This window comes from Acidovorax bellezanensis (genome assembly GCF_025421555.1).
In the GTDB taxonomy this organism is placed as follows: Bacteria; Pseudomonadota; Gammaproteobacteria; order Burkholderiales; family Burkholderiaceae_C; genus Comamonas; species Comamonas bellezanensis.
This window is the reverse complement of the sequence record NZ_JAODYH010000005.1, coordinates 24,491-44,850: the sequence shown is the minus strand read 5'-3', so window position 1 is coordinate 44,850 and position 20,360 is coordinate 24,491. Positions and strand designations below refer to the sequence as shown.

General features: G+C 66.8%; 20 protein-coding genes. 5 read left to right on the top strand and 15 right to left on the bottom strand.

Translation table 11 applies throughout. The features are described 5' to 3' along the window. Window positions 1-7 precede the first annotated feature (7 nt). The 8 genes from N0K08_RS11725 to N0K08_RS11690 form a co-directional block, all read right to left on the bottom strand. Window positions 8-1,387 (bottom strand): aspartate aminotransferase family protein, encoded by a 1,380-nt coding sequence (locus N0K08_RS11725; RefSeq protein ID WP_261500537.1) that lies wholly within the window; start codon window positions 1,385-1,387, stop codon window positions 8-10. 20 nt (window positions 1,388-1,407) lie between these two features. Then, on the bottom strand, window positions 1,408-2,319 hold the full coding sequence (locus N0K08_RS11720; protein WP_261500536.1) for a 2-hydroxyacid dehydrogenase: 912 nt from the start codon (window positions 2,317-2,319) through the stop codon (window positions 1,408-1,410). Further along, window positions 2,316-3,956 (bottom strand): dipeptide ABC transporter ATP-binding protein, encoded by a 1,641-nt coding sequence (locus N0K08_RS11715; protein ID WP_261500884.1) that lies wholly within the window; start codon window positions 3,954-3,956, stop codon window positions 2,316-2,318. Before N0K08_RS11715 ends, N0K08_RS11720 begins: the two co-directional genes overlap by 4 nt. A 2-nt stretch (window positions 3,957-3,958) precedes the next feature. Next, entirely contained in the window at window positions 3,959-4,801 is an 843-nt protein-coding gene (locus tag N0K08_RS11710) for an ABC transporter permease (protein WP_261500535.1), read from the bottom strand. Between the two features lie 10 nt (window positions 4,802-4,811). Beyond that, window positions 4,812-5,786, bottom strand: a complete 975-nt coding sequence (locus tag N0K08_RS11705) for an ABC transporter permease (RefSeq protein WP_261500534.1) — start codon at window positions 5,784-5,786, stop codon at window positions 4,812-4,814. Between the two features lie 12 nt (window positions 5,787-5,798). Next, a complete protein-coding gene (locus tag N0K08_RS11700; protein ID WP_261500533.1) occupies window positions 5,799-7,361 on the bottom strand; it encodes an ABC transporter substrate-binding protein in 1,563 nt (520 codons plus the stop codon). Between the two features lie 37 nt (window positions 7,362-7,398). Then, on the bottom strand, window positions 7,399-8,193 hold the full coding sequence (locus N0K08_RS11695) for a class II aldolase/adducin family protein (RefSeq protein ID WP_261500883.1): 795 nt from the start codon (window positions 8,191-8,193) through the stop codon (window positions 7,399-7,401). A gap of 330 nt (window positions 8,194-8,523) precedes the next feature. Further along, window positions 8,524-9,327 (bottom strand): exodeoxyribonuclease III, encoded by an 804-nt coding sequence (locus tag N0K08_RS11690; RefSeq protein WP_261500532.1) that lies wholly within the window; start codon window positions 9,325-9,327, stop codon window positions 8,524-8,526. Window positions 9,328-9,337: 10 nt separating this feature from the next. Here N0K08_RS11690 and pyrE point away from each other — a divergent pair, with 10 nt between their 5' ends. After that, on the top strand, window positions 9,338-10,048 hold the full coding sequence (gene pyrE, locus N0K08_RS11685) for an orotate phosphoribosyltransferase (RefSeq protein WP_261500531.1): 711 nt from the start codon (window positions 9,338-9,340) through the stop codon (window positions 10,046-10,048). Between the two features lie 18 nt (window positions 10,049-10,066). After that, the gene (locus tag N0K08_RS11680) at window positions 10,067-10,708 is read left to right on the top strand and encodes a DUF4124 domain-containing protein (protein WP_261500530.1); all 642 of its coding nucleotides are present in this window, start codon (window positions 10,067-10,069) and stop codon (window positions 10,706-10,708) included. 2 nt (window positions 10,709-10,710) lie between these two features. Here N0K08_RS11680 and N0K08_RS11675 read toward each other — a convergent pair whose 3' ends face one another. The 7 genes from N0K08_RS11675 to gatC form a co-directional block, all read right to left on the bottom strand. Beyond that, window positions 10,711-11,073, bottom strand: coding sequence for a hypothetical protein (locus N0K08_RS11675; RefSeq protein ID WP_261500529.1), 363 nt, complete (start codon window positions 11,071-11,073; stop codon window positions 10,711-10,713). A 161-nt stretch (window positions 11,074-11,234) separates the two neighbouring features. Beyond that, on the bottom strand, window positions 11,235-12,371 hold the full coding sequence (locus N0K08_RS11670; RefSeq protein WP_261500528.1) for a GTP pyrophosphokinase: 1,137 nt from the start codon (window positions 12,369-12,371) through the stop codon (window positions 11,235-11,237). A gap of 140 nt (window positions 12,372-12,511) precedes the next feature. After that, window positions 12,512-12,748 (bottom strand): hypothetical protein, encoded by a 237-nt coding sequence (locus N0K08_RS11665; RefSeq protein ID WP_261500527.1) that lies wholly within the window; start codon window positions 12,746-12,748, stop codon window positions 12,512-12,514. 121 nt (window positions 12,749-12,869) lie between these two features. Beyond that, the gene (locus tag N0K08_RS11660; protein WP_261500526.1) at window positions 12,870-13,979 is read right to left on the bottom strand and encodes an HPP family protein; all 1,110 of its coding nucleotides are present in this window, start codon (window positions 13,977-13,979) and stop codon (window positions 12,870-12,872) included. Between the two features lie 168 nt (window positions 13,980-14,147). Then, window positions 14,148-15,596, bottom strand: a complete 1,449-nt coding sequence (gene gatB, locus N0K08_RS11655) for an Asp-tRNA(Asn)/Glu-tRNA(Gln) amidotransferase subunit GatB (RefSeq protein ID WP_261500525.1) — start codon at window positions 15,594-15,596, stop codon at window positions 14,148-14,150. A gap of 24 nt (window positions 15,597-15,620) precedes the next feature. Further along, window positions 15,621-17,123 carry an Asp-tRNA(Asn)/Glu-tRNA(Gln) amidotransferase subunit GatA gene (gene gatA, locus N0K08_RS11650; protein WP_261500524.1) on the bottom strand — a complete coding sequence of 501 codons (1,503 nt, stop codon included), beginning with the start codon at window positions 17,121-17,123 and terminating at the stop codon, window positions 15,621-15,623. 12 nt (window positions 17,124-17,135) lie between these two features. Continuing rightward, entirely contained in the window at window positions 17,136-17,435 is a 300-nt protein-coding gene (gene gatC, locus N0K08_RS11645; protein ID WP_261500523.1) for an Asp-tRNA(Asn)/Glu-tRNA(Gln) amidotransferase subunit GatC, read from the bottom strand. A 211-nt stretch (window positions 17,436-17,646) separates the two neighbouring features. On the opposite strand from gatC, the gene N0K08_RS11640 reads away from it, so the two are divergent. The 3 genes from N0K08_RS11640 (at window position 17,647) to mreD (ending at window position 20,317) form a co-directional block, all read left to right on the top strand. Then, window positions 17,647-18,690, top strand: coding sequence for a rod shape-determining protein (locus N0K08_RS11640; protein WP_261500522.1), 1,044 nt, complete (start codon window positions 17,647-17,649; stop codon window positions 18,688-18,690). Between the two features lie 101 nt (window positions 18,691-18,791). Beyond that, window positions 18,792-19,802 (top strand): rod shape-determining protein MreC, encoded by a 1,011-nt coding sequence (gene mreC / locus N0K08_RS11635; RefSeq protein WP_261500521.1) that lies wholly within the window; start codon window positions 18,792-18,794, stop codon window positions 19,800-19,802. Beyond that, the gene (mreD, locus tag N0K08_RS11630) at window positions 19,799-20,317 is read left to right on the top strand and encodes a rod shape-determining protein MreD (RefSeq protein WP_261500520.1); all 519 of its coding nucleotides are present in this window, start codon (window positions 19,799-19,801) and stop codon (window positions 20,315-20,317) included. The genes mreC and mreD overlap by 4 nt, the downstream gene beginning before the upstream one ends. Window positions 20,318-20,360 lie beyond the last annotated feature (43 nt).

Here is a 20,360-nt window from a genome sequence, read left to right as displayed (position 1 = left end):
GTCTTCCTTACTGTTGCAGCTCGGCCTGGAAGCGCTCCATCGCCCGGGCCAGGCGCGCGAACAGGTCGTCCAGCTCGGTGCGGGTGATGATCAGCGGCGGGCACAGACCGATGCTGTCGCCCATGGCGCGCACGATCAGGCCTTCCTCCAGCGCCAGCTGCGCCAGCCGGTAGCCGGCCTTGTGCTCGGCGGCGAACGGCGTGCGTGTGGTCTTGTCGGCCATGAGCTCGATGGCGCCGATGAGGCCCACGCCGCGCACGTTGCCGACACAGGGCTGGTCGGCGAAGGCCTGCAGTCCGGCCAGGAAGGCGGGGGCCAGCGCGCGCACATGCTCGAGGATGTGCTGGTCTTCGTAGACCTTCAGCGTCTCCAGCGCCACGGCGCAGGCGACGGGGTGGCCCGAGTAGGTGTAGCCGTGGCCGAAGCTGCCGAGCTTGCCGCTGTGGGCGGCGATGGCGCTGTGCACCTTGTCGTTGACCATCACGGCCGAGATGGGCACGTAGCCCGAGGACAGGGCCTTGGCGCAGGTCAGGATGTCGGGCTGGATGCCGAAGGTGGTCGAGCCGAACATGTTGCCGGTGCGTCCGAAGCCGCAGATCACTTCGTCGGCGATCATCAGCACGTCGTACTTGCGCAGCACGGCCTGCACTTTCTCGAAATAGCCCGCGGGCGGCACCAGCACGCCGCCCGCGCCCATCACGGGTTCGGCGATGAAGGCGGCCACGGTTTCCGGGCCCTCGGCCAGGATGCGTTCTTCGAGCTGCGCGGCCAGGCGCGAGGAGAAGTCCTGCTCGGTCTCGCCGGGCTCGGCGTAGCGGTAGTGGTGGGGGCAGTCCACGTGCAGGAAGCGCGCGGGCGCGGTGGCCAGGGGCAGGTCGAAGTCACGGTGGTTGCCGTCCAGCCCGCCCATGCTGGCCGCGGCCACGGTGACGCCATGGTAGGCATTGCGCCGCGCGATGATCTTCTTCTTGGCCGGTTTGCCGATGGCATTGTGGTAGTACCAGACCATCTTGGCCGCGCTGTCGTTGGCCTCGGAACCCGAGTTGGCGAAGAACACGCGCGCCATGGGGACGGGCGCCAGCGCCAGCAGCCGCTCGGCCAGATCGGCCACGGCCACGTTGGTGCGCTGGTTGAAGGTATGGTAGTAGGGCAGGGTCTGCAAGGCCTTGGCGCCGGCGTCGGCCAGCCGCTGGTTGGAGAAGCCCAGCGAGGCGCACCACAGGCCCGACATGCCTTCGACATAGCGCCGGCCCTGGTCGTCGACGACGTGGATGCCGTCGCCCTGGACGATGACCAGCGGCGGCGTCTGCGGCAGCGCGGCGAGGTTGGTATAGGAGTGCAGGTGGGTGGCGACGTCCTTGTCGGCGGTGCTGCGGTGTTCTGTCATGGGATGTTTTCCTTGGGGTGTCAGGCGCGGCTGAGCCGGGCCAGGTTGTCGTGGGTCAGCTGCGCAATGGTCTGCGGGCCGGTGCGGGTGGCGATGTGCGGCGTGACGGTGATGGCCGGGTGCTGCCAGAACGGGTGGCCGGGTGGCAGCGGCTCTTCGACGAAGGCGTCGAGCACGGCCGAGGCGAGCTGGCCGCTGTCGAGCGCCGCCAGCAGGTCGTCCTGGACCAGGTGCGCGCCGCGGCCGACGTTGACCAGGCGGGCGCCCCGTGGCAACTGGGCGAACAGTTCGGCGTTGAGCAGGCCGCGCGTGTCCTCGGTCAAGGGCAGCAGGCAGACCAGCGTGTCGCAGCCGGCCAGGAACTCGGCACGCGCGGCCTCGCCGTGGAAGGCGGTGATGCCCGCGGGCAGATCGTCCTTGGGGCTGCGGCTCCAGCCGCGCACCGCGTAGCCGATGGCGGCGAGCGCGCGCGCGGCGGATTGGCCCAGCACGCCCAGCCCGGCGATGCCCACGCGGTGCCGGCCCGGCGGCACGATGGGCGCTTCTTTCCAGGTGCTGAGGCGCTGGTGGTCGAGATAGCGGCCCATGTGGCGCTGCCCGTGCACGACGGCCCAGGCGACGTAGGCGTTCATGCCGGCCGCCATCTCGGGGTCGATGATGCGGCAGACCGGGACGTCGGGCAGCGTGGCGTCGCGCGTGATGTGGTCGGTGCCGGCGCCTACCGACTGCACCAGGCGCAGGCGCGGCATGCGCGCCAGCAGCCCTGGCGGCGGCGACCAGCAGACCACGGCGTCTATGTCTTCCAGCGCGCCGAGCTGCTGTACCTGGGTGTCGGCCCGGCGCAACTCGGCGGAGGGGAACTGCGCGCGGAAGGCCGGCAGCAGGTAGTCCATGGCGATCTGGTCGGAGACCAGTGCAATGCAGGGCTTCATGCCGTCACCTCCATCGTCTGTACGGCGTCGGAGGTCAGCCGCGGCTGGGCCTCGATCAGGGTGCGGGTGTAGGCGTGCTGCGGGTTGGCCAGCACCTTGGCGGTCTCGCCGTATTCGACGATCTGGCCGCGCTGCATGACGGCGATGTGGTCGCACATCTCGCCGGCCACGCGCAGGTCGTGGGTGATGAAGACCATGGCCAGCTGGAAGCGCTGGCGCACTTCGGCGAACAGCTTCAGGACCTGTGCCTGGACCGAGACGTCGAGCGCGGAGACGGGCTCGTCGGCCACCAGCAGCTGGGGCTCCATGGCCAGTGCGCGCGCGATGCCTATGCGCTGGCGCTGGCCGCCGGAGAACTCGTGGGGAAAGCGGTTCGCGGCCTCCGGTCCCAGGCCCACCAGTTGCAGCAGCTCGATGGCGCGGGCCATGGCCTGGTCCTTGGGCAGGCCTTGCGCGATCGGCCCCTGGGCGATGGCCGCGCCTATGCGGTGGCGCGGATTCAGCGAAGCGTAGGGGTCCTGGAACACCATCTGTATCTTGCCTTGCGACTGCGCGCGGAACTGCGCACCCGACTGCAAGGCGCGGCCCTGGAACAGCACGCGTCCGCTGTCGAACGGCGTCAAGCCGACGATGCAGCGGCCCACGGTGGACTTGCCCGAACCGGACTCGCCGACCAGGCCCAGGGTCTCGCCGCGGCGCAGATCGAACGTCAGGTCCCGGGCCGCCTCGACGCGCCGCCCCTTGCGCAGCAGGCTGCCGCCGGTGACATAGGTCTTGCGCAGGTTTTCGACCTGCAGCACGCGGTGCGCATCGCGCTCGGCGGCCCGCTCGGGCATGCGGCCTTGCGGAATGGCGCCGATCAGCTTGCGCGTGTAGGCATGCTGGGGCCGCGCCAGCACGGCCGCGGCCGGGCCGGCCTCGACGATCTGGCCGGTCTGCATGACTACGACGTGGTCGGCGATCTCGGAGACCACGCCGAAGTCGTGGGTGATGAACAGCACGGCCGTGCCCTTGCGCTGCTGCAGCTCGCGGATCAGCTTCAGGATCTGTGCCTGCGTGGTCACGTCCAGCGCGGTCGTGGGCTCGTCGCAGATCAGCAGGGCCGGCTCCATGACCAGCGCGCAGGCGATGACCACGCGCTGGCGCTGGCCGCCGGACAGGCGGAACGGGTAGGAGTCGATCAGCAGCTCGGGGTCGGGCAGGCCGACGTCGGCCAGCGCCGCGAGAATGCGCTGGCGCTTTTCGGCGGCCGGCAGGCGCACATGGGCGTCGAACACTTCGGCGATCTGTTCGCCGATGCGCATGACCGGGTTCAGCGCGGCCATGGGCTCCTGGAAGACCATGCCCATGCGCCGGCCGCGCAGCGTGCGCAGCTGTTGCTCGTTCAACTGCAGCAGGTCCTGGCCGTCGAGCAGGATGCGGCCGGCCACCGGCTCCACATGCGGGCGCGGCAGCAGGCCCATGATGGCGTTGGCGATCATGGACTTGCCCGAGCCCGATTCGCCGACCACGCACAGCGTCTGGCCCGGCATCAGCTGCAGCGAGGCGCCCTGCACGGCCAGGGCGCGGTCGGCGCCCGCGGGCAGGCGGATGTCCAGTCCTTCGATTTCCAGCACGGGTGTTGGCAGGTGTTCCATCTTCATTTGCCTCTCCCGTCGGCGCGTGCGTTCAATCCATCGTTCAGGCCTTCGCCCACCAGGTTCAGCGCCAGCACGGTCATCAGGATGGCCACGCCCGGAAACACGGCCATCCACCAGGCCTGGCGCAGCACCGAGCGCGCCGAGCCGACCATATAGCCCCAGCTCATCTGGTTCGGGTCGCCCAGGCCCATGAAGCTCAGGCTCGACTCGAGCAGGATGGCCGTGGCGATCATCAGCGAGGCCATGACCACGATGGGCGAGGCCGCGTTGGGCAGGATTTGCGTCAGGATGATGCGCGGCGTGGACTGGCCCGCGAGCTCGGCGGCGGCCACGAAATCGCGTTGGCGCAGCGTCAGGAATTCACTGCGCACCAGCCGTGCGACCGGCGGCCACGAGACGATGGCGATGGCCACGACGATGGAGCCTATCGAGGGCTGGAAGATCGCCACCAGCACGATGGCCAGCGCAAAGCTGGGCACGGCCTGGAACAGCTCGGTGAAGCGCATCAGCAGCGCATCGACCCAGCCGCCGAAGTAGCCTGCCACCGCGCCCACGCTGACACCGATCAGCAGCGACACCAGGGTGGAGACCACGCCGATCAACAGCGAGACGCGCGCACCGGCGACGATGCCCGACAGGATGTCGCGGCCCATGGTGTCGGTGCCCAGGAGCATGCCGGGCTCGGCCATCGGGGCCTGGAAAGGCGCGCCCACCATGTCCCAGGGATCGAACTGCGCGATCCATGGGCCGACGGCCACGAGCAGCGCTACCAGCGCCAGCACGATGAGGCCGAACACGGCGCCCTTGTTGCGGCAAAAGCGCCGCCAGAAGTTGCTTTTCATGAAGGGCTCCTCAGCTCAATTCAATGCGTGGATCGACCACCGTGTAGACGAAATCGGTGATCAGGTTGAACAGCACCGCCATCGCCGCCGTGAACAGGAAGCAGCCCAGCAGCAGGTTGTAGTCGCGCTGCACCAGGGCATCGAACATCAAGCGCCCTATGCCGGGCCAGGAGAACACGGTCTCGGTCAGCACGGCGCCGCCGATCATTCCGCCGGCCTGGATGCCGGCCAGCGTGACCACCGGCAGCAGCGCGTTGCGCAGGATGTGCTTGCGCTGGATGCGGCTGGGGTGCACGCCCTTGGCGCGCGCCGTCTTCACGAAGTCCATCTGCGCGACTTCGAGCATGGAGGCGCGCGTCATGCGCGCATAGACCGCCATGTAGAACAGCGCCAGCGTCAGCGCGGGCAGCAGCAGGTGCTGGGCGATGTCGAGCACCTTGTCCATGCCGTGCAGGTCGGCGCCGACGGTGAAGAAACCGAAGGCCGGCAGCCAGTCGAGCTGCACGGTGAAGACCAGCACGGCCATCATCGCCAGCCAATACAGCGGCGTGGCGTAGAACACCAGCGCCACCACGGTGATGACGCTGTCCACGGCCTTGCCCGCGTGGCGGCTGGCCAGCGCGCCCAGGCCGACGCCGAAGACCAGCGACAGCACGAAGGCGGTGCCGGTCAGCAGCAGCGTGGCGGGCAGCCTCTCGAGAATGAGGTCGACCACGGGCTGCTGTTGGCGGTAGGAAAAACCCAGGTCCAGCTGCAGCACATGGCCCAGGTAGTTGGCCAACTGCGTGGGCAGCGGCTTGTCCAGGCCGAACTGCTCGCGCAACTGGGCCACGAACTGCGGGTCGGAGGCCCCCGCTTCGCCCGCCATGATGGACACCGGATCGCCCGGCGCCGCACGCACCAGCATGAAGTTGACGGTCGCGATCAGCAGCAGGGCCAGCAGGCCTTGCAGGATTCGCACGGACATGAACTGGAGACGTTTCATGGCGGACCCCGTTCAGCTGAGCTTCACGCGGCCCAGACCGTCGTTCAGGCCGATGCCCGAGCTCATGAGGTTCTGGATCTTGTTGCGGTACAGCGTGGGGAAGTTGATCTCGTGCAGCCAGACCACGGGCACCTCGTCCACGAGGATCTTCTGCACCTCCTGGTAGATGGCGCGGCGCTTGGTCTGGTCGCTCTCGCGCGCACCGGCGGCGAACAGCTCGTCGACCTTGGGGTTGACGTAGCCGCCCACGTTGTTGAAAGGCGAACCCTTGGCGATGTTGTGGCTGGTGTAGTTGCGGCCCACGCCCAGTGCCGGGTCGCCGTACTGGTAGACGTAGGTGAAGGCCAGGTCGAAGTCCCACTCGTTGCAGCGCTGGTTCCATCCGGCCACGTCGGTGGCGACCATCTCGACCTTGATGCCGGCCTGCGTCAGGTTCTGGCGCACGATCTCGGCCTGGCGCTGCCAGGACTCGCCGTAGGGCAGGGGCAGCAGGCGCAGGGTCTCGCCCTTGTAGCCCGACTCGGCCAGCAGCTTCTTGGCCTTGGCCAGGTCACGCGGGTACTTGGCGACATCGCTGCTGTAGTGCGCGATGTGGCTGTTGAACGGACCGGTGGCGGGCTTGGCGAAGCCATGCCAGGCGATCTTGGCCATGGCCTCGCGGTCGATGGCGGTCCACAGAGCCTGGCGGAACTTGAGGTTGTTCATGGGCGCCGAGCGGTTGTTGATCCACAGCCAGCTGTGCGGCGCGAAGAACTCCCAGCCCTTGGTGGTCACGGCCGCGCCCGGCAGCTTGGACAGACGGGCCACGTCGAAGTATTCGACCGTGCCGCCCGGTGCGATGTCGACCTTGCCCGATTCGAAGGCGGCGGCGCGCGAGGCGGCGTCCGGGATCACGTGGAAGTACACGCTGTCCACGGTGACGGCGCCGTCCACGTGGTACTGCGGGTTGCCGATCAGGTGGATGTACGAGCCCTTGACCCACTCCTTGAACTTCAGCGGGCCTGTGCCTATGGGCGTGGCATTGGCCGGGTTGGTCGCGAAGTCCGTGCCCTCGTAGATGTGCTTGGGCACCATGGGCATGGTGCCGTTCTCGAAGAGGCCCATGAAGGGGCCGAAGGGCTGCTTGAGCTTGAACTCCACGGTCAGCGGGTCCAGCGCCTTGACGGATTCGAGCTGCTCCAGGCTGGCGCGAAAGCGCGCATGCGTCTTGCGCAGGAACACGTCAGACGAGAACACCACGTCGGCCGCGGTGAAGGGCTTGCCGTCATGCCACTTCACGTTGGGCTTGAGCTTGAAGACGTAGGTCTTGCTGTCCGGGCTGACGGTCCAGGAAACGGCCAGCTGGGGCTGGGGCTCGAGCTTCTCGTCGTAGCGCAGCAGGCCTTCGTAGATGTTGCCGGAGATCAGCTGGGTCGGGCCGTTCTGCACGATGCCCAGCATCAGGCCGGACGGTTCGGGCTGGACCAGCACGTTGACCACGCCCTTCTTGGCCTGGGACAGCGCATGCAAAGGGACTCCGGCGATCGACAGACCGAGGGCGGCGGAGCCGGCTTGAATCAGGTGGCGGCGTTTCATGGGGGCAGTCCTTAGAGGTGGGATGTGGGGCGGGCGATCAGGCGCGGAACGAGGTGGCGGTGGGCGGATCCAGCCGCTGCAGCAAGGCGCGCCATTCGCGGGCGTAGGGATCTGTGGGGGCGGATGCCAGGCGGTTGGTGTCGCCGCTGGCGTACTGGCGGGCGGTCAGCTCGCAGACGGCCTCCGGCACGGGGTTCACGGGCTGGCCCATGCCCTGGACGGCCACCTGCACGCGGCAGGCGCGCTCCAGGTTGTGCATCAGGATGAAAGCCTCGGCCACGCTGCGGCCCAGCGTCACCAGGCCGTGGTTGCGCAGGATCAGCGCGCGCTGCGTCGGGCCCAGGTCGGCCACCAGGCGCTCGCGCTCGGCGTGGTCCAGCGCGATGCCCTCGAAGGCGTGGTACGCCACGCGGTTGTGGAATTGCAGCGCCCACTGGTTGCAGGGCTGCAGCCCGTCGCTCAGCGAGGACACGGCCACGCCCGCCACGGTGTGGGTGTGGAGCACGCAGACCGCGTCATGCCGGGCCGCATGCACGGCGCTGTGGATGGTGAAACCCGCGGGGTTGACGTCGTAGGGGCTGTGGCCGACCACATTGCCGTCCAGATCGATCTTGACCAGCGACGAGGCCGTGATGTCGCGAAACAACATGCCGAAGGGGTTGATCAGGAACTGGTCCTGCGTGCCCGGCACGCGCGCCGAGATGTGCGTATAGATGCTGTCGTCCATACCGTACAAGGCGACCAGCCGGTAGGCGGCCGCCAGGTCTTCACGCATTGCGCGCTCGGCGGGGGAGATGGCGGCATCCGCGCTGGAAAGCGCGTGCAGGGGAATACTTCGTTGGGCTGATGTCACGGTCTGCTCCAGTGTGTTCTGTCATCTGTCGACAGAATGCATCTTGCAGATTGCGTGCCAGGTCGAGCATCGGCAGAAACCCGGTAATTGCGATCAAAAGGGGGGTGATAAGTGCTAAAAACGCACCAAACACGGGCGACGAGGCCTGATCGCTGTGCGGGGAGATGTTGCTGCGCACCATGGCGTGGCGCGGGAAACCCCCGTATGGCCCCTGTTCGTCAGTGATTCATGGTGGCCAGGCCATGCATCACCGACCTGGGCCCTGTCCAGGGCCCAGATTTTTTGCGCGCCGCTGGGGCGCCGCGGCCATCAGAGCTGGAAGTCGTAGCCGATGGTGATGGGCGCGTGGTCCGAGAACTTCACGTCCTTGTAAATGCTTTCGGCGCGCGCCAGTGCGGCCATCGCCGGCGTCGCCAGGTGGTAGTCCAGCCGCCATCCGACATTGTTGGCATAGGCCTGGCCGCGGTTGCTCCACCAGGTGTAGCAAGCGTCGGTGGTGTCGGGGCAAAGGTGACGGTAAACGTCGACCAGGCCGCCGGTGTGCTCGCTGGTGTGCAACAAAGTTGTCATCCAGGCGCGCTCTTCGGGTGTGAAGCCGCTGTTTTTCTGGTTGCTGCGCCAGTTTTTCAAGTCGATGTTCTGGTGGGCGATATTGATGTCGCCGCACAGGATGAACTCGCGCTCGCCCTTCATGCGCATCAGATGGCTGTGCATTTCGGCCAGGAAGCGGAACTTGGCGCCCTGGCGCAGTTCGCCCGACGAGCCGCTGGGGAAGTAGGCGCTGATGACGGACAGCTTGCGCGTGGGCGTGTCGAAGCGCGCCTCGACATAGCGGCCTTCGGCGTCGAATTCGTGCGAGCCGAAACCGACCACCACGTCGCTGGGTTCGCGGCGACTGTAGATGCCCACGCCCGAATAGCCCTTTTTCTCGGCAAAATGGAAGTGCCCGCGCAGCTCGGCGAGGACTTCAAAGCGTCCGGCTATATCGCCGGCCTGGGCCTTGACTTCCTGCACGCAAATACAATCCGGCGCAGTGGCCGCGATCCAGGACTCGACGCCTTTGGACGTGGCGGAGCGGATGCCGTTGAGGTTGAGGCTGGTTAATTTGAACAAGGATGGATCCATGGTGGTAAGTAACGTGCGACAGGAAGACAAGAATCTTTTGGCGCAGGAATTTGTGCGGTTCGCCGTGGACGCAGGCGTGCTGCGTTTCGGCGAGTTCAAGACCAAGGCCGGGCGCATCAGCCCGTACTTCTTCAATGCGGGTCTGTTCGATGACGGCGCCAAGATGTGCCGTCTGGCAGAATTCTATGCAAAAGCGATCCTGGCCAGCGGCGTCGAGTTCGACATGGTCTTTGGTCCGGCCTACAAAGGCATTCCGCTCGCGGCCACCGTGGCGGTGGAACTGGCGCGCCAGGGCCGCAACGTGCCGTTTGCCTACAACCGCAAGGAAGCCAAGGACCACGGCGAAGGCGGCAGCCTGGTCGGTGCGCCCCTCAAGGGTCGGGTGCTGATCATTGATGACGTGATGTCGGCCGGCACGGCCGCGCGCGAGTCCATTGCCTTGATCAACGCGGCGGGCGCGCAGCCCCACGCCGTGGCGATTGCGCTGGACCGCCAGGAAATGGCCACCGAGAATGGTCAGGACGTGGCGCACAGCGCGGTGCAGTATGTGCGTAACCAGTTGGGCATGCAGGTCTGTACCATTGCCAACCTGGCCGACTTATTGCTATATCTCGAGCAAGGCGGTGGTGGTGCGGAGCAGTCTCTGCAAGACCACCATGCCCGCGTGCTGGCGTATCGTCAGCGTTACGGAGTCAACGAAAAAGGCTAGGCGCGTTCAATGCAATGGATGTCGAACATCGGTGTGGTCACAGGACTGGCGCTCGCCTTGGCGGGCGTGCCGGCCGTGGCCCAGGCCCAGGCGGGCAAGGCCGATACAGGCATCTATAGCTGTACCGACGCCCAGGGCCGGCGCTTGACCGCCGACCGGCCGATCGCCGACTGCCTGGACCGTGAGCAACGCGTGCTCGGGCCCACGGGCGTCGAGCGCCGGCGTGTGGGCCCCACCTTGACGGAAGTCGAGCGTGCCGCGCTCGACGTTCGGCGACGCCAGCAGTTCCAGGCGCAGCAGCGCGACAGGGACGAGGCCCGGCGCCTGCGTGCCCTGGCCAGCCGCTACCCCGACAAGGCGGCCCACGACGTCGAGCGCGCGGAGGCGGTTGCCCAGGTCGAGGAGGTCTCCACCCTGGCGCGCAATCGCTTGGACGTTCTGCGCGCGGAGCGCAAGAAATTGGACACCGAAATGGAGTTCTACGCCAAGGACCCGATGCGGGCGCCACCCCCGCTGCGCCGCCAACTGGCGCAAAGCGATGAATCGCTGGCCGAGCAAGGCCGTTTTTTGGCGGCGCAAGAGCAGGAAAAGCGGCGCGTGCACCAGCGCTTCGATGTCGAGCTGGCGCAGTTGCGCGTCTTGTGGGGCTCGGGCAGCTGAGTTCAGCCCTGGCGTTGCTGCTCGGTCTTGAGCAGGCGCAGCACCAGTTGCACCATGAAGGCCGCGGCCCAGGCAATGGCGGCTATGAACAAGGCCATGGAGATCAGTGTGTCCGGGAGCACGAACTGCGCGAGCGCCGGCGTGCTCAGGAAGCGGCCATAGCCCGCATACCCGGCGTACCCCAGCCAGACCAGCGCACCCGCGGCGTACAGCCACGCCAGCCGCCTGGCCGTGCGGCCCTGGCGTGAGGCCGATGGCACGGCAGCGGCCGCGCGCAGCACCCGCCAGATGGCGGCCAGCGTGAGGAGCAGCGCGGCGAGCAGGGAGGCGCAGAGCCCGAAGAAAGGGTGGTTGACGAAATCCATGGCGCCGAGCATAAACGCCCGGCGCTGGTAGCTCCTGAATCAGTAGCCCCTCGCGCAGTCCGCAGCCCACGCGACGGGCGCGGCCCAGCGTGGGGACACCGAGCAAGGGCCGCCCCGCAGCGATGGTGTCGTCCCCCTCAGGGGGAAGCGGCGTAAGCCGCTCAGGGGGTGTGCGTAGTTTCTTGCGCGCTCAGCCACAGCTCGAAGGCCTGGCGCATGTCGGCATCCAGCAGGTGCTGGTAGCTTTGTCGGTCGCTGAGGTACATGCAGTGGCGGATCACGTCATAGGGGGTCATGGTGTCGCCGGGGTGCAGCAGCTCGAACTGTTTCTTGTAGTCCTTGACGGTGCTGATGTGCGTGCGCATGCACTGGTTGAAACCGGTACGCGTGAGGCCGGGGCGGTAGCTGTTGAGCTCCTGCGTGAAGCTGTCCACCTTGTGCGGCTCGAACTCGTAGTCGTTGAAGAAGTGGTTGGCAATGCGCAGAAAGCCGAAGGCATTGAGCTGGTGGCCGCGCTCGCTCGGTGCGGCGGCCAGCGTAGGGGTCGAGCCTTCGCCCTGGGCCGTGCTGGTGTGCAGCGGCGGGGTGCTGGGCTGCTCCTCGGCTTCGAGTTCCTGGTAGGCGTTGGGACTTTCGGCTTCGGCCAGTTCCTGGGCCGTGGCATCGCGAATTTCGCGGAACTCGCGGTCGGCCAGCTCGAACAGCGCGGCCAGGGTGTTGATGCGGCGCTTGAGGCTGCCGGGAATGGATTTCTTGTACTTGATCTGGTGGTCCAGCACGCTCCACGAGTCCTGGATGATGGTCCGGATCTGTACTTCCACCCGCCAGTCGGCATAGGCCGCGTACTCGGGCAGGCTGCGGCGCTCCGCGCCCAGGCGCAGGTCCAGGTGCAGGCCCTTGTAGCCAAATTCGCCTTCGGTGCTTTCCAGCGAGGCCGACTTGTCGGTGGTGTCTATGACTTCGAAGTGCTCGGACAGCACTTTCTTGATGCGGTGCACTTCGTCTTCATAGAGGCAGACGATGCGCAGCCCGATCAAATCGGTGACATGTTCCTGGATGGAGTAGGGCTGCTGCGCGCTTTCCAGTGGCAACAGGTACTTGCCCTGGAACTTGCGAATGCATTCTTCGCGGTCCTTGATGCGCGCTTCGATCTTCGACAGCTGCAAGCCAGGGACCTGCTTGAGCAGCGAGCGCGCGAGGGCCGCAAAAGTCTCCTTCGCCTCCTCCAGCGACTCGAGGTGCTGGTCGTAGAACTGGCGAAAGAGCTTTTTCTCAAGCTTGAAATCCAAAGAGGGCATGGTGAAACGGGGATTCAAAAAAATAGGTGTCCAGTGGGCGTGACCGGGGGTCACAACAATTCAGCCGCAATGCGGCGGGTGCCGGCGTTCGTGCCGGCAGGTTGAGGGAAAAATGGGCGGCTGCGGCACGGGGCCGGCCTTCAGACCGCGCGCCAGACGGTGGCTGCGCCACTGATGGGTGCGGCCAGGGCTTGTATGCCCAGCACCGGGGCATGGCGCTGGAGCAGCTCTTCGAACTGGGCCACGACTTCGTCCGGAGCGGCTTCGCCGTGGCCGTATTCACTGGCGACCAGCGCGGCGGTGAATGAGTAGGCGTCGAACTTCTGCACGATGTTGCGCAGCTTGTCGAGATCGATCTGGGCAATGGTGGCGCTCATGGCTTGTCCCTTTCTGTCATCGAAACCCAACCCGTCGTCGGCCCGGCACAGCCGGGTCTGACCCATAGTGTAGCCACTGCGGCGGGGGAGAGACCAGGGGGCCGGACCCAGGTGCCGGCGTTCAGCGCAGCGTCAGCAGCGTGCGGATCACGTCCGTGCGGGTGATCAGTCCAGCCAGCTGCGGGCCGCGCAGCACCGGGATGAAGGGCACGCGGTGCTGGGCCAGCGTGGCCAGCAGTTCTCCCAGCGGCGTGGAGGCTTCCACGCAGATTTCGGGTTTGCGCATCAGGCTGGCGGCGGTGGCGGCGCTGGGGTGGCGCCCTTGCAACAGCTGGCGCCAGCGGCTGCGGCGGTGGCCTTCCCAAAGCCAGTCGAACAGGTCCGAGCGCAGCAGCAGGCCCAGCAGTTCGCCTTGCGGGCCGACCACGGGCAGGCTTTTGACCAGGTGCGTGTGGAACAGGTCGGCCACGGTTTCCAGCGAATCGCCAGGCGCCACCGTCAGCAGCTTGGCCGACATGACTTCACCGCAGGTGACGGCGGCAAAGCGGCGCTGGATGGCTTGCTCCTCGGCCGCGGCCAGCAGGTCGCCCAGATCTTCGGGGCTGAGGTTGTACGACTGGTCGAAGCGGGTGAGCAGGGCGGCGAGGTCGTCGCTGCTCAAGGCCAGCCGCCCGGCGGCAGGCTGGCGCGCCTGACTGGGCGCCGCGTGGCGCAGCGGGTAGTGGCGCCCGGTGGCGCGGTGGTAGGCCAGGCCGGCCAGCACCAGGCTCAAGGTCAGCAGGAAGACGGTTTCCACCAGCCGCCAGCCCAGGGGGGCGAGCGTTTGCGCCCCGAGTGCCACCAGCAGGGCCATGGCCCCGCCAGGCGGGTGCAGGGCGCGGCACAGCAGCATGGCGGCGATGGCGCCGGCCACGGCCAGCGCTTCGGGCCAGGGGCTGGGCAGGCCGGGCAGGGCCCATAGCAGCGCCAGCGCCCACAGGGCCGAAATGGTATTGCCCATGACGGCCGACCAGGGCTGCGCCAGCGGGCTGTTGGGCACGGCAAACACCAGCACGGCGCTGGCACCCAGCGGTGCAAACAGGAACAGCAGGTGGCCCGGCTGGACCCAGACCAGCAGCCCGGCCACGACCAGGCCCAGGCCCGCGCCCAGGGAGCTGTGCAGCAGGTCGTGCCTGGAGGGATGCTGGGCGATGGGCCCCCAGCTGCGCAGCAGGGAAGTGAGAAAGTGCATGCGGTGTTAGTTGTAGTTATCCATAGCGCTCGCTTCATCCCTAGCCTATGAAACTGGCACGCCCCAGCTCAGGGGCAGCGAGGAAGGGCCGCCCCGCACCGAGGCTGCCGTCCCCCTCCACCGAAGGATGAGAGGGGGAAGCGTGGGTGGCCCGTGCCACGCAGACGCTCAGGGGGTCAATTTCAATTTCAGCAGCTCGTTGACCTGGCCGGGGTTGGCCTTGCCCTTGGAGGCTTTCATCACCTGGCCGACCAGGGCGTTGAAGGCCTTGTCCTTGCCGGCGCGGTACTGCTCGACGTTGCCGGGGTTGGCGGCAATCACTTCGTCGATGATGGCTTCGAGCGCGCCGCTGTCGTTCATCTGCTTGAGGCCCTTGGCTTCGATGATGGCGTCGACGTCGTCGGCTTCACCGCTCCAGAGCACTTCGAACACCTGGCGCGCGGCGTTGTTGCTGATGGTGCCGTCGGCGATGCGGGCAATCATCAGCGCCAGCTGGGCGCTGCCCACCTTGGCGTCGGCAATGCCGATTTCCTCGGTGTTCAGGCGGCGCGAGATCTCGCCCATGATCCAGTTCGAGGCCAGCTTGGCCTGGCCGCAGGCCTGGGCCGCGGCTTCGAAGTAGCTGGCCATGTCCTGGCTCTGGGTCAGGGTGGTGGCGTCGTACTCGGGCAGGCCGTAGTCGGCGACAAAGCGCGCGGCGCGCTGGCGCGGCAGCTCGGGCATGCCGGCGCGCACTTCCTCGACCCAGCTCTGCGCGACCACCAGCGGCGGCAGGTCCGGGTCGGGGAAGTAGCGGTAGTCGGCCGCATCTTCCTTGGTGCGCATGGCGCGCGTCTCACCCGTGTCGGGGTTGAACAGCACGGTGGCCTGCTGGATGGTGCGGCCGTCCTCGATCTCCTCGATCTGCCAGCGGATCTCGTAGTCGATCGCCTGCTGCATGTTCTTGAAGCTGTTGAGGTTCTTGATTTCGCGGCGCGTGCCCAGCGGTCCGCCGGGCTTGCGCACGGAGACGTTGGCATCGCAGCGGAAACTGCCTTCCTGCATGTTGCCGTCGCAGATACCGATCCAGGTCACGACCTTGTGCAGCTCGCGCGCATAGGCCACGGCTTCCTCGGACGAACGCATGTCGGGCTGGGTGACGATTTCCAGCAGCGGCGTGCCGGCGCGGTTCAGGTCGATGCCCGACTGGCCGATGAAGTCTTCGTGCAGCGACTTGCCCGCGTCTTCTTCCAGGTGGGCGCGTTCCAGGCGCACGGTCTTCTTTTCCTCGCCGAGGAAGAACGACACTTCGCCGCCCTGCACAACGGGAATTTCAAACTGGCTGATCTGGTAGCCCTTGGGCAGATCGGGGTAGAAGTAGTTCTTGCGCGCGAAGACGCTGCGCGGCGCAATGTGCGAGCCCAGGGCCAGGCCCAGCTTGATCGCGCATTCCACGGCCTTCTTGTTCATCACCGGCAGGGTGCCGGGCAGGGCCATGTCGACCGCGCAGGCCTGGGTGTTGGGCTCGGCGCCGAAGGCGGTGGGGGCGCGGCTGAAGATCTTGGACTGTGTCGCCAGCTGGGCGTGGGTTTCGAAGCCGATGACGACTTCGTAGCCGTGAATGAGTTTGGCAGTCATGGGTAAGAGTTTTTCCCTGCGTGATTACTGGGTCATGCCGGCCGGCTGGCGCAGGTGGAAGTCGGTGGCTTGCTGGAAGCGGTGGGCGGCGCCCAGCAGCTGGCCTTCGCGGAAGTAGTTGCCGATCAGCTGCAGGCCCACGGGCATGCCGCCTTCGCCAAAGCCCGCGGGCAGGCTCATGCCGGGCAGACCGGCCAGCGATGCCGGCAGGGTGTAGATGTCGGCCAGGTAGTTGGCCAGCGGGTCGCTCTTGCCGCCGAGCTGCCAGGCGACCGTGGGCGCGGCCGGGCCGGCGATCACGTCGCAGTGCTGGAACGCGGCCTGGAAGTCGTCGGCGATCATGCGGCGGATCTTTTGCGCCTGCAGGTAGTAGGCGTCGTAATAGCCTTCGCTGAGCACATAGGCGCCGATCATGATGCGGCGCTTGACTTCGTCGCCAAAGCCTTCGGCGCGGGTCTTCTTGTACATGTCGACCAGGTCGGTGTAGTCCTTGGCGCGGTGGCCGAACTTCACGCCGTCGAAGCGCGACAGGTTGGAAGAGGCTTCGGCCGGCGCGAGGATGTAGTACACCGGAATCGACAGCTCGGTGCGCGGCAGCTGGATGGGCACCAGCGTCGCGCCGAGCTTCACGTATTCCTGCAGCGCGGCATCCACGGCCGCGCGCACGTCGGGCGACAGGCCGTCGCCGAAGAACTCGGCGGGAACACCGATGCGCAGGCCGGCGACGCCGTCATTCAGCGAGGCGCTGAAGTTTTCCGCGGGGCGGTCCAGCGAAGTCGAGTCGCGGTCCGGGTCGGGGCCGCACATTTCGCTCAGCAGCAGGGCGCAGTCTTCGGCGCTGCGCGCCATCGGGCCGGCCTGGTCCAGGCTGGAGGCGAAAGCGATCATGCCGTAGCGCGAAGCCCGGCCATAGGTGGGCTTGATGCCGGTGATGCCGCAGAACGAGGCGGGCTGGCGGATCGAGCCGCCGGTGTCGGTACCGGTCACGGCGGGCGCCAGGCGCGCGGCCACGGCCACGGCCGAGCCACCCGACGAGCCGCCGGGCACGCGCGACAGGTCCCAGGGGTTGCGCACGGGCGCGGGAGCGTCAAAGCCCACGGGGGCCACGGCCGAGTTCTCGTTGGCCGAGCCCATGGCGAATTCGTCGCAGTTGAGCTTGCCCAGCGTCACGGCGCCGGCATCGGCCAGGCGGGTGACCACGGTGGCGTCGAAGGGCGACTGGTAGCCGGCCAGCATCTTGGAGCCGGCGGTGGTCGGGAACGCGCGGGTGACGAAGATGTCCTTGTGCGCGATCGGCACGCCGGTCAGCGCGCCGGCCTGGCCGGACGCGAGCTGCGCATCGGCGGCGCGGGCCTGGGCCAGGGTGGCTTCTTCGTTGAGCGCCACATAGGCGCCCAGGTGCTGGTGCGCCTTGGCGCGGGCCAGGAAGTGCTCAGCGGTTTCAACAGCGGAGACCTGGCGGTCGCGCAGCTGGGCGGCCAGGGCGGTGACGCTCAGGTCGTGCAAATCGGTGGAATGCGAAGTCATGCGGGGAACGCCTTACTCAATCACTTTGGGAACCAGGAACAGGCCGCGCTCGACGGCGGGTGCATTGAGCTGGTTGGCTTCGCGGTTATTCGGCTCGCTGGCGATGTCCTCGCGCAGGCGCAACTGGATGTCCTGGATGGCGGCCACGGGGTGCGCCAGGGGCGTGATTCCCGAAGTATCCACAGCCTGCATTTTCTCGACGATGCCGAAAAAACCGTTCAGTTGCGCGAGCATGCGCTCACTTTCAGGGAGGGATAGTTCGAGCCGCGCCAGGTTGGCGATGCGCTCGATGTCGAGAGAGGTCAGTGCCATAGGTTTTTTTTGGGGGGAAACCAGATGTAAAGCTGTGAGTGGGGTCGGATGGGAAGACGTTATTCACAGGGGATACGGTATTATCCCGGCTTTGCCGCAATACCATCTTTTGGAGCAGTATTTGCGGCATTGAGCCAATTTACACTCCCTCCCCCCCTGAATACCTGGCGACGGTCGGCCGACGTGCATGCCGTGCCTGAGAGGACCTTGAATGTTCGGAGCTTTTCGTCGGTACTTCTCCACCGACCTGGCCATTGATCTTGGCACAGCAAATACCCTCATTTTCGCCCGCGACAAAGGCATTGTCCTGGACGAACCCTCCGTAGTTGCCATTCGCCACGAAGGTGGCCCCCATGGCAAGAAGGTGATTCAAGCCGTGGGCCGCGAGGCCAAGGCCATGCTGGGCAAGGTGCCCGGCAACATCGAAGCCATCCGCCCGATGAAGGACGGCGTGATTGCCGACTTCGTCATCACCGAGCAGATGATCAAGCAATTCATCAAGATGGTGCACCCGCGGACGCTGTTCTCGCCCAGCCCGCGCATCATCATCTGCGTGCCCTGCGGTTCGACCCAGGTCGAACGCCGCGCCATCAAGGATGCGGCCGAAGCAGCCGGTGCGCGCACGGTGCACCTGATCGAAGAACCCATGGCCGCGGGCATTGGCGCCGGTCTGCCGGTGTCGGAAGCCTCGGGCTCCATGGTGGTCGACATCGGCGGCGGCACGACCGAAGTCGGCGTGATCTCGCTGGGCGGCATGGTCTACAAGGGCTCGGTGCGTGTGGGCGGCGACAAGTTCGACGAAAGCATCATCAGCTACATCCGCCGCAACTACGGCATGTTGATCGGTGAGCCCACGGCGGAACTGATCAAGAAGCAGATCGGCTCGGCCTTCCCAGGCTCCGAAGTGCGCGAAATCGAAGTCAAGGGCCGCAATCTGTCCGAAGGCGTGCCCCGCAGCTTCACGATCTCGAGCAACGAAGTCCTCGAAGCCCTGACCGAACCGCTGAACCAGATCGTCTCGGCCGTGAAGAACGCGCTGGAGCAGACGCCGCCTGAACTGGGCGCCGATATCGCCGAGCGCGGCATGATGCTCACCGGTGGTGGCGCCTTGCTGCGCGACCTCGACCGTCTGCTGGCCGAGGAAACCGGCCTGCCCGTGCTGGTGGCGGAAGAGCCGCTGACCTGCGTGGTGCGCGGCTGCGGCATGGCGCTCGAAACCCTGGACCGTCAAGGCAGCATTTTCACCAGCGAGTGAGCGCCAGGCGCTACGGACTGCGGTGAGGGGCGAGAAGTGAAACACATGCCTGTGCAAGATGAATCACTGCATGCGGCGCATGCAGCGATGGGGCTCGCCTGATGCCTTTGGGAACTCTGGACCGACGCGTACCGTCCCTGTTTAGGCAGGGACCGTCGGCGCTGTCGCAACTGGCCTTCTACAGCGCTTTGGCGCTGTTTCTGATGGTGGCCGACGCACGCTTCAAGATCACCGAACCGGTGCGCCAGGTCGTGGCCAGCGTGCTGTACCCGGTGCAGTGGCTGATGATCCAGCCCGTGGCGCTGACCAATGAAGGCGCGAACTATCTGCAGTCGTTGGAACAGGCCCAGGCCCAGGCCCGCGAGGCCGACCTGCGGCTGGTGAAGATGTCGCAGCGCGCCAATCTGTCGGACGAGCTGCTGCAGGAAAACGGCCATTTGCGTGCCCTGCTGGCGTTGCGTGAGCACCTGACCAGCCCGGGCCAGGCGGCCGAAGTGATTTTCGACACGCCCGACCCCTATACCCGCCGCGTGGTGATAGACCGCGGCCAGACTTCGCAGATTGCGCTGGGCTCGCCGGTGCTCGACGCCCACGGCGTACTGGGCCAGGTGACGCGGGTCTATCCGCTGCGCAGCGAAGTCACCCTGTTGATCGACCGTGACCAGGTGATTCCCGTGTTCAACCCGCGCACCGGCGCGCGCAGCGTGGCCTATGGCGATCCCGCGCCCGGCGGAGGCGGCAGCATGGAGCTGCGCTTCATGCCCAGCAACGCGGACGTGGAGCCCGGCGACGTGCTGACCACCAGCGGCGTGGACGGGGTTTATCCTCCGGGCATGCCCGTGGCCAAGGTGCTGCGCGTCGAACGCCGCGCCGATTCGGCGTTTGCCCGCATTTATTGCGAGCCCATGGCCAAGGTCCAGCAGGCCCGCCATGTGATCGTGCTGACGCCGCTGAATCTTCTGGCTGTCGAAGAGCCGCCGCCACAGGCGGCTCCCGTTGCCGCGGCCAAGGCGCCGGCCGCCGCGGCCAAGGCCCCCGCCAGGCCCGCCGAAAAAACACCCAAACCGGCCGCCGCGCCGGCCGCCAGCCCACGCAAGGAGAGCCCGCGATGATCATGCCGCGCGGCCAACCGCTGTTATTGCCGGTCAACCCGGTGTTCATGGGCGTGAGCCTGATGGCGGCACTGGCCTTGAATCTGTTGCCGCTGGGCCGTGTGGTCTGGATGCCCGATCTGCTGATGCTGTTGCTGGCTTTCTGGGGCGTGCACCAGCCGCAGCGCATGGGCCTGGGCCTGGCCTTCGTGCTCGGACTGTGCATGGACGTGCAGCACAGCGCGCTGCTGGGCCAGCATGCCCTGGCCTATTCGCTGTTGATGTTCGCCGCCTTGACGGCCAGCCGACGCCTGCTGTGGTTCAGCACGCCGGTACAGGCCTTGCAGATGCTGCCCCTGTTCTTCATCGCCCATGCCGTGTCCTTGCTGGTGCGGCTGGCCAGTGGCGGCGTCTTCCCTGGCTGGAGCATGTTGATTGCTCCGGTGATAGAAGCTTTGTTGTGGCCGCTGATCAGCGGGCTGCTGCTGGCGCCGCAACGGCGCGCGCCGGACTCCGACGAAAATCGGCCCCTGTGAGTGTGTTGCCCATGTCGGCCTGTCTTGACCTGAATTGCGCGCG

What these genes read in the sequence shown, in the direction of transcription:
- N0K08_RS11715 (WP_261500884.1), bottom strand. Translation starts at nt 3,956, where the DNA reads ATGGAACACCTGCCAACACCCGTGCTGGAAATCGAAGGACTGGACATC.
- gatA (WP_261500524.1), bottom strand. Translation starts at nt 17,123, where the DNA reads ATGACTTCGCATTCCACCGATTTGCACGACCTGAGCGTCACCGCCCTG.
- gatC (WP_261500523.1), bottom strand. Translation starts at nt 17,435, where the DNA reads ATGGCACTGACCTCTCTCGACATCGAGCGCATCGCCAACCTGGCGCGG.
- N0K08_RS11640 (WP_261500522.1), top strand. Translation starts at nt 17,647, where the DNA reads ATGTTCGGAGCTTTTCGTCGGTACTTCTCCACCGACCTGGCCATTGAT.
- N0K08_RS11710 (WP_261500535.1), bottom strand. Translation starts at nt 4,801, where the DNA reads ATGAAAAGCAACTTCTGGCGGCGCTTTTGCCGCAACAAGGGCGCCGTG.
- gatB (WP_261500525.1), bottom strand. Translation starts at nt 15,596, where the DNA reads ATGACTGCCAAACTCATTCACGGCTACGAAGTCGTCATCGGCTTCGAA.
- pyrE (WP_261500531.1), top strand. Translation starts at nt 9,338, where the DNA reads ATGGTGGTAAGTAACGTGCGACAGGAAGACAAGAATCTTTTGGCGCAG.
- N0K08_RS11670 (WP_261500528.1), bottom strand. Translation starts at nt 12,371, where the DNA reads ATGCCCTCTTTGGATTTCAAGCTTGAGAAAAAGCTCTTTCGCCAGTTC.
- N0K08_RS11680 (WP_261500530.1), top strand. Translation starts at nt 10,067, where the DNA reads ATGTCGAACATCGGTGTGGTCACAGGACTGGCGCTCGCCTTGGCGGGC.
- mreD (WP_261500520.1), top strand. Translation starts at nt 19,799, where the DNA reads ATGATCATGCCGCGCGGCCAACCGCTGTTATTGCCGGTCAACCCGGTG.
- N0K08_RS11665 (WP_261500527.1), bottom strand. Translation starts at nt 12,748, where the DNA reads ATGAGCGCCACCATTGCCCAGATCGATCTCGACAAGCTGCGCAACATC.
- mreC (WP_261500521.1), top strand. Translation starts at nt 18,792, where the DNA reads ATGCCTTTGGGAACTCTGGACCGACGCGTACCGTCCCTGTTTAGGCAG.
- N0K08_RS11700 (WP_261500533.1), bottom strand. Translation starts at nt 7,361, where the DNA reads ATGAAACGCCGCCACCTGATTCAAGCCGGCTCCGCCGCCCTCGGTCTG.
- N0K08_RS11725 (WP_261500537.1), bottom strand. Translation starts at nt 1,387, where the DNA reads ATGACAGAACACCGCAGCACCGCCGACAAGGACGTCGCCACCCACCTG.
- N0K08_RS11705 (WP_261500534.1), bottom strand. Translation starts at nt 5,786, where the DNA reads ATGAAACGTCTCCAGTTCATGTCCGTGCGAATCCTGCAAGGCCTGCTG.
- N0K08_RS11675 (WP_261500529.1), bottom strand. Translation starts at nt 11,073, where the DNA reads ATGGATTTCGTCAACCACCCTTTCTTCGGGCTCTGCGCCTCCCTGCTC.
- N0K08_RS11720 (WP_261500536.1), bottom strand. Translation starts at nt 2,319, where the DNA reads ATGAAGCCCTGCATTGCACTGGTCTCCGACCAGATCGCCATGGACTAC.
- N0K08_RS11660 (WP_261500526.1), bottom strand. Translation starts at nt 13,979, where the DNA reads ATGCACTTTCTCACTTCCCTGCTGCGCAGCTGGGGGCCCATCGCCCAG.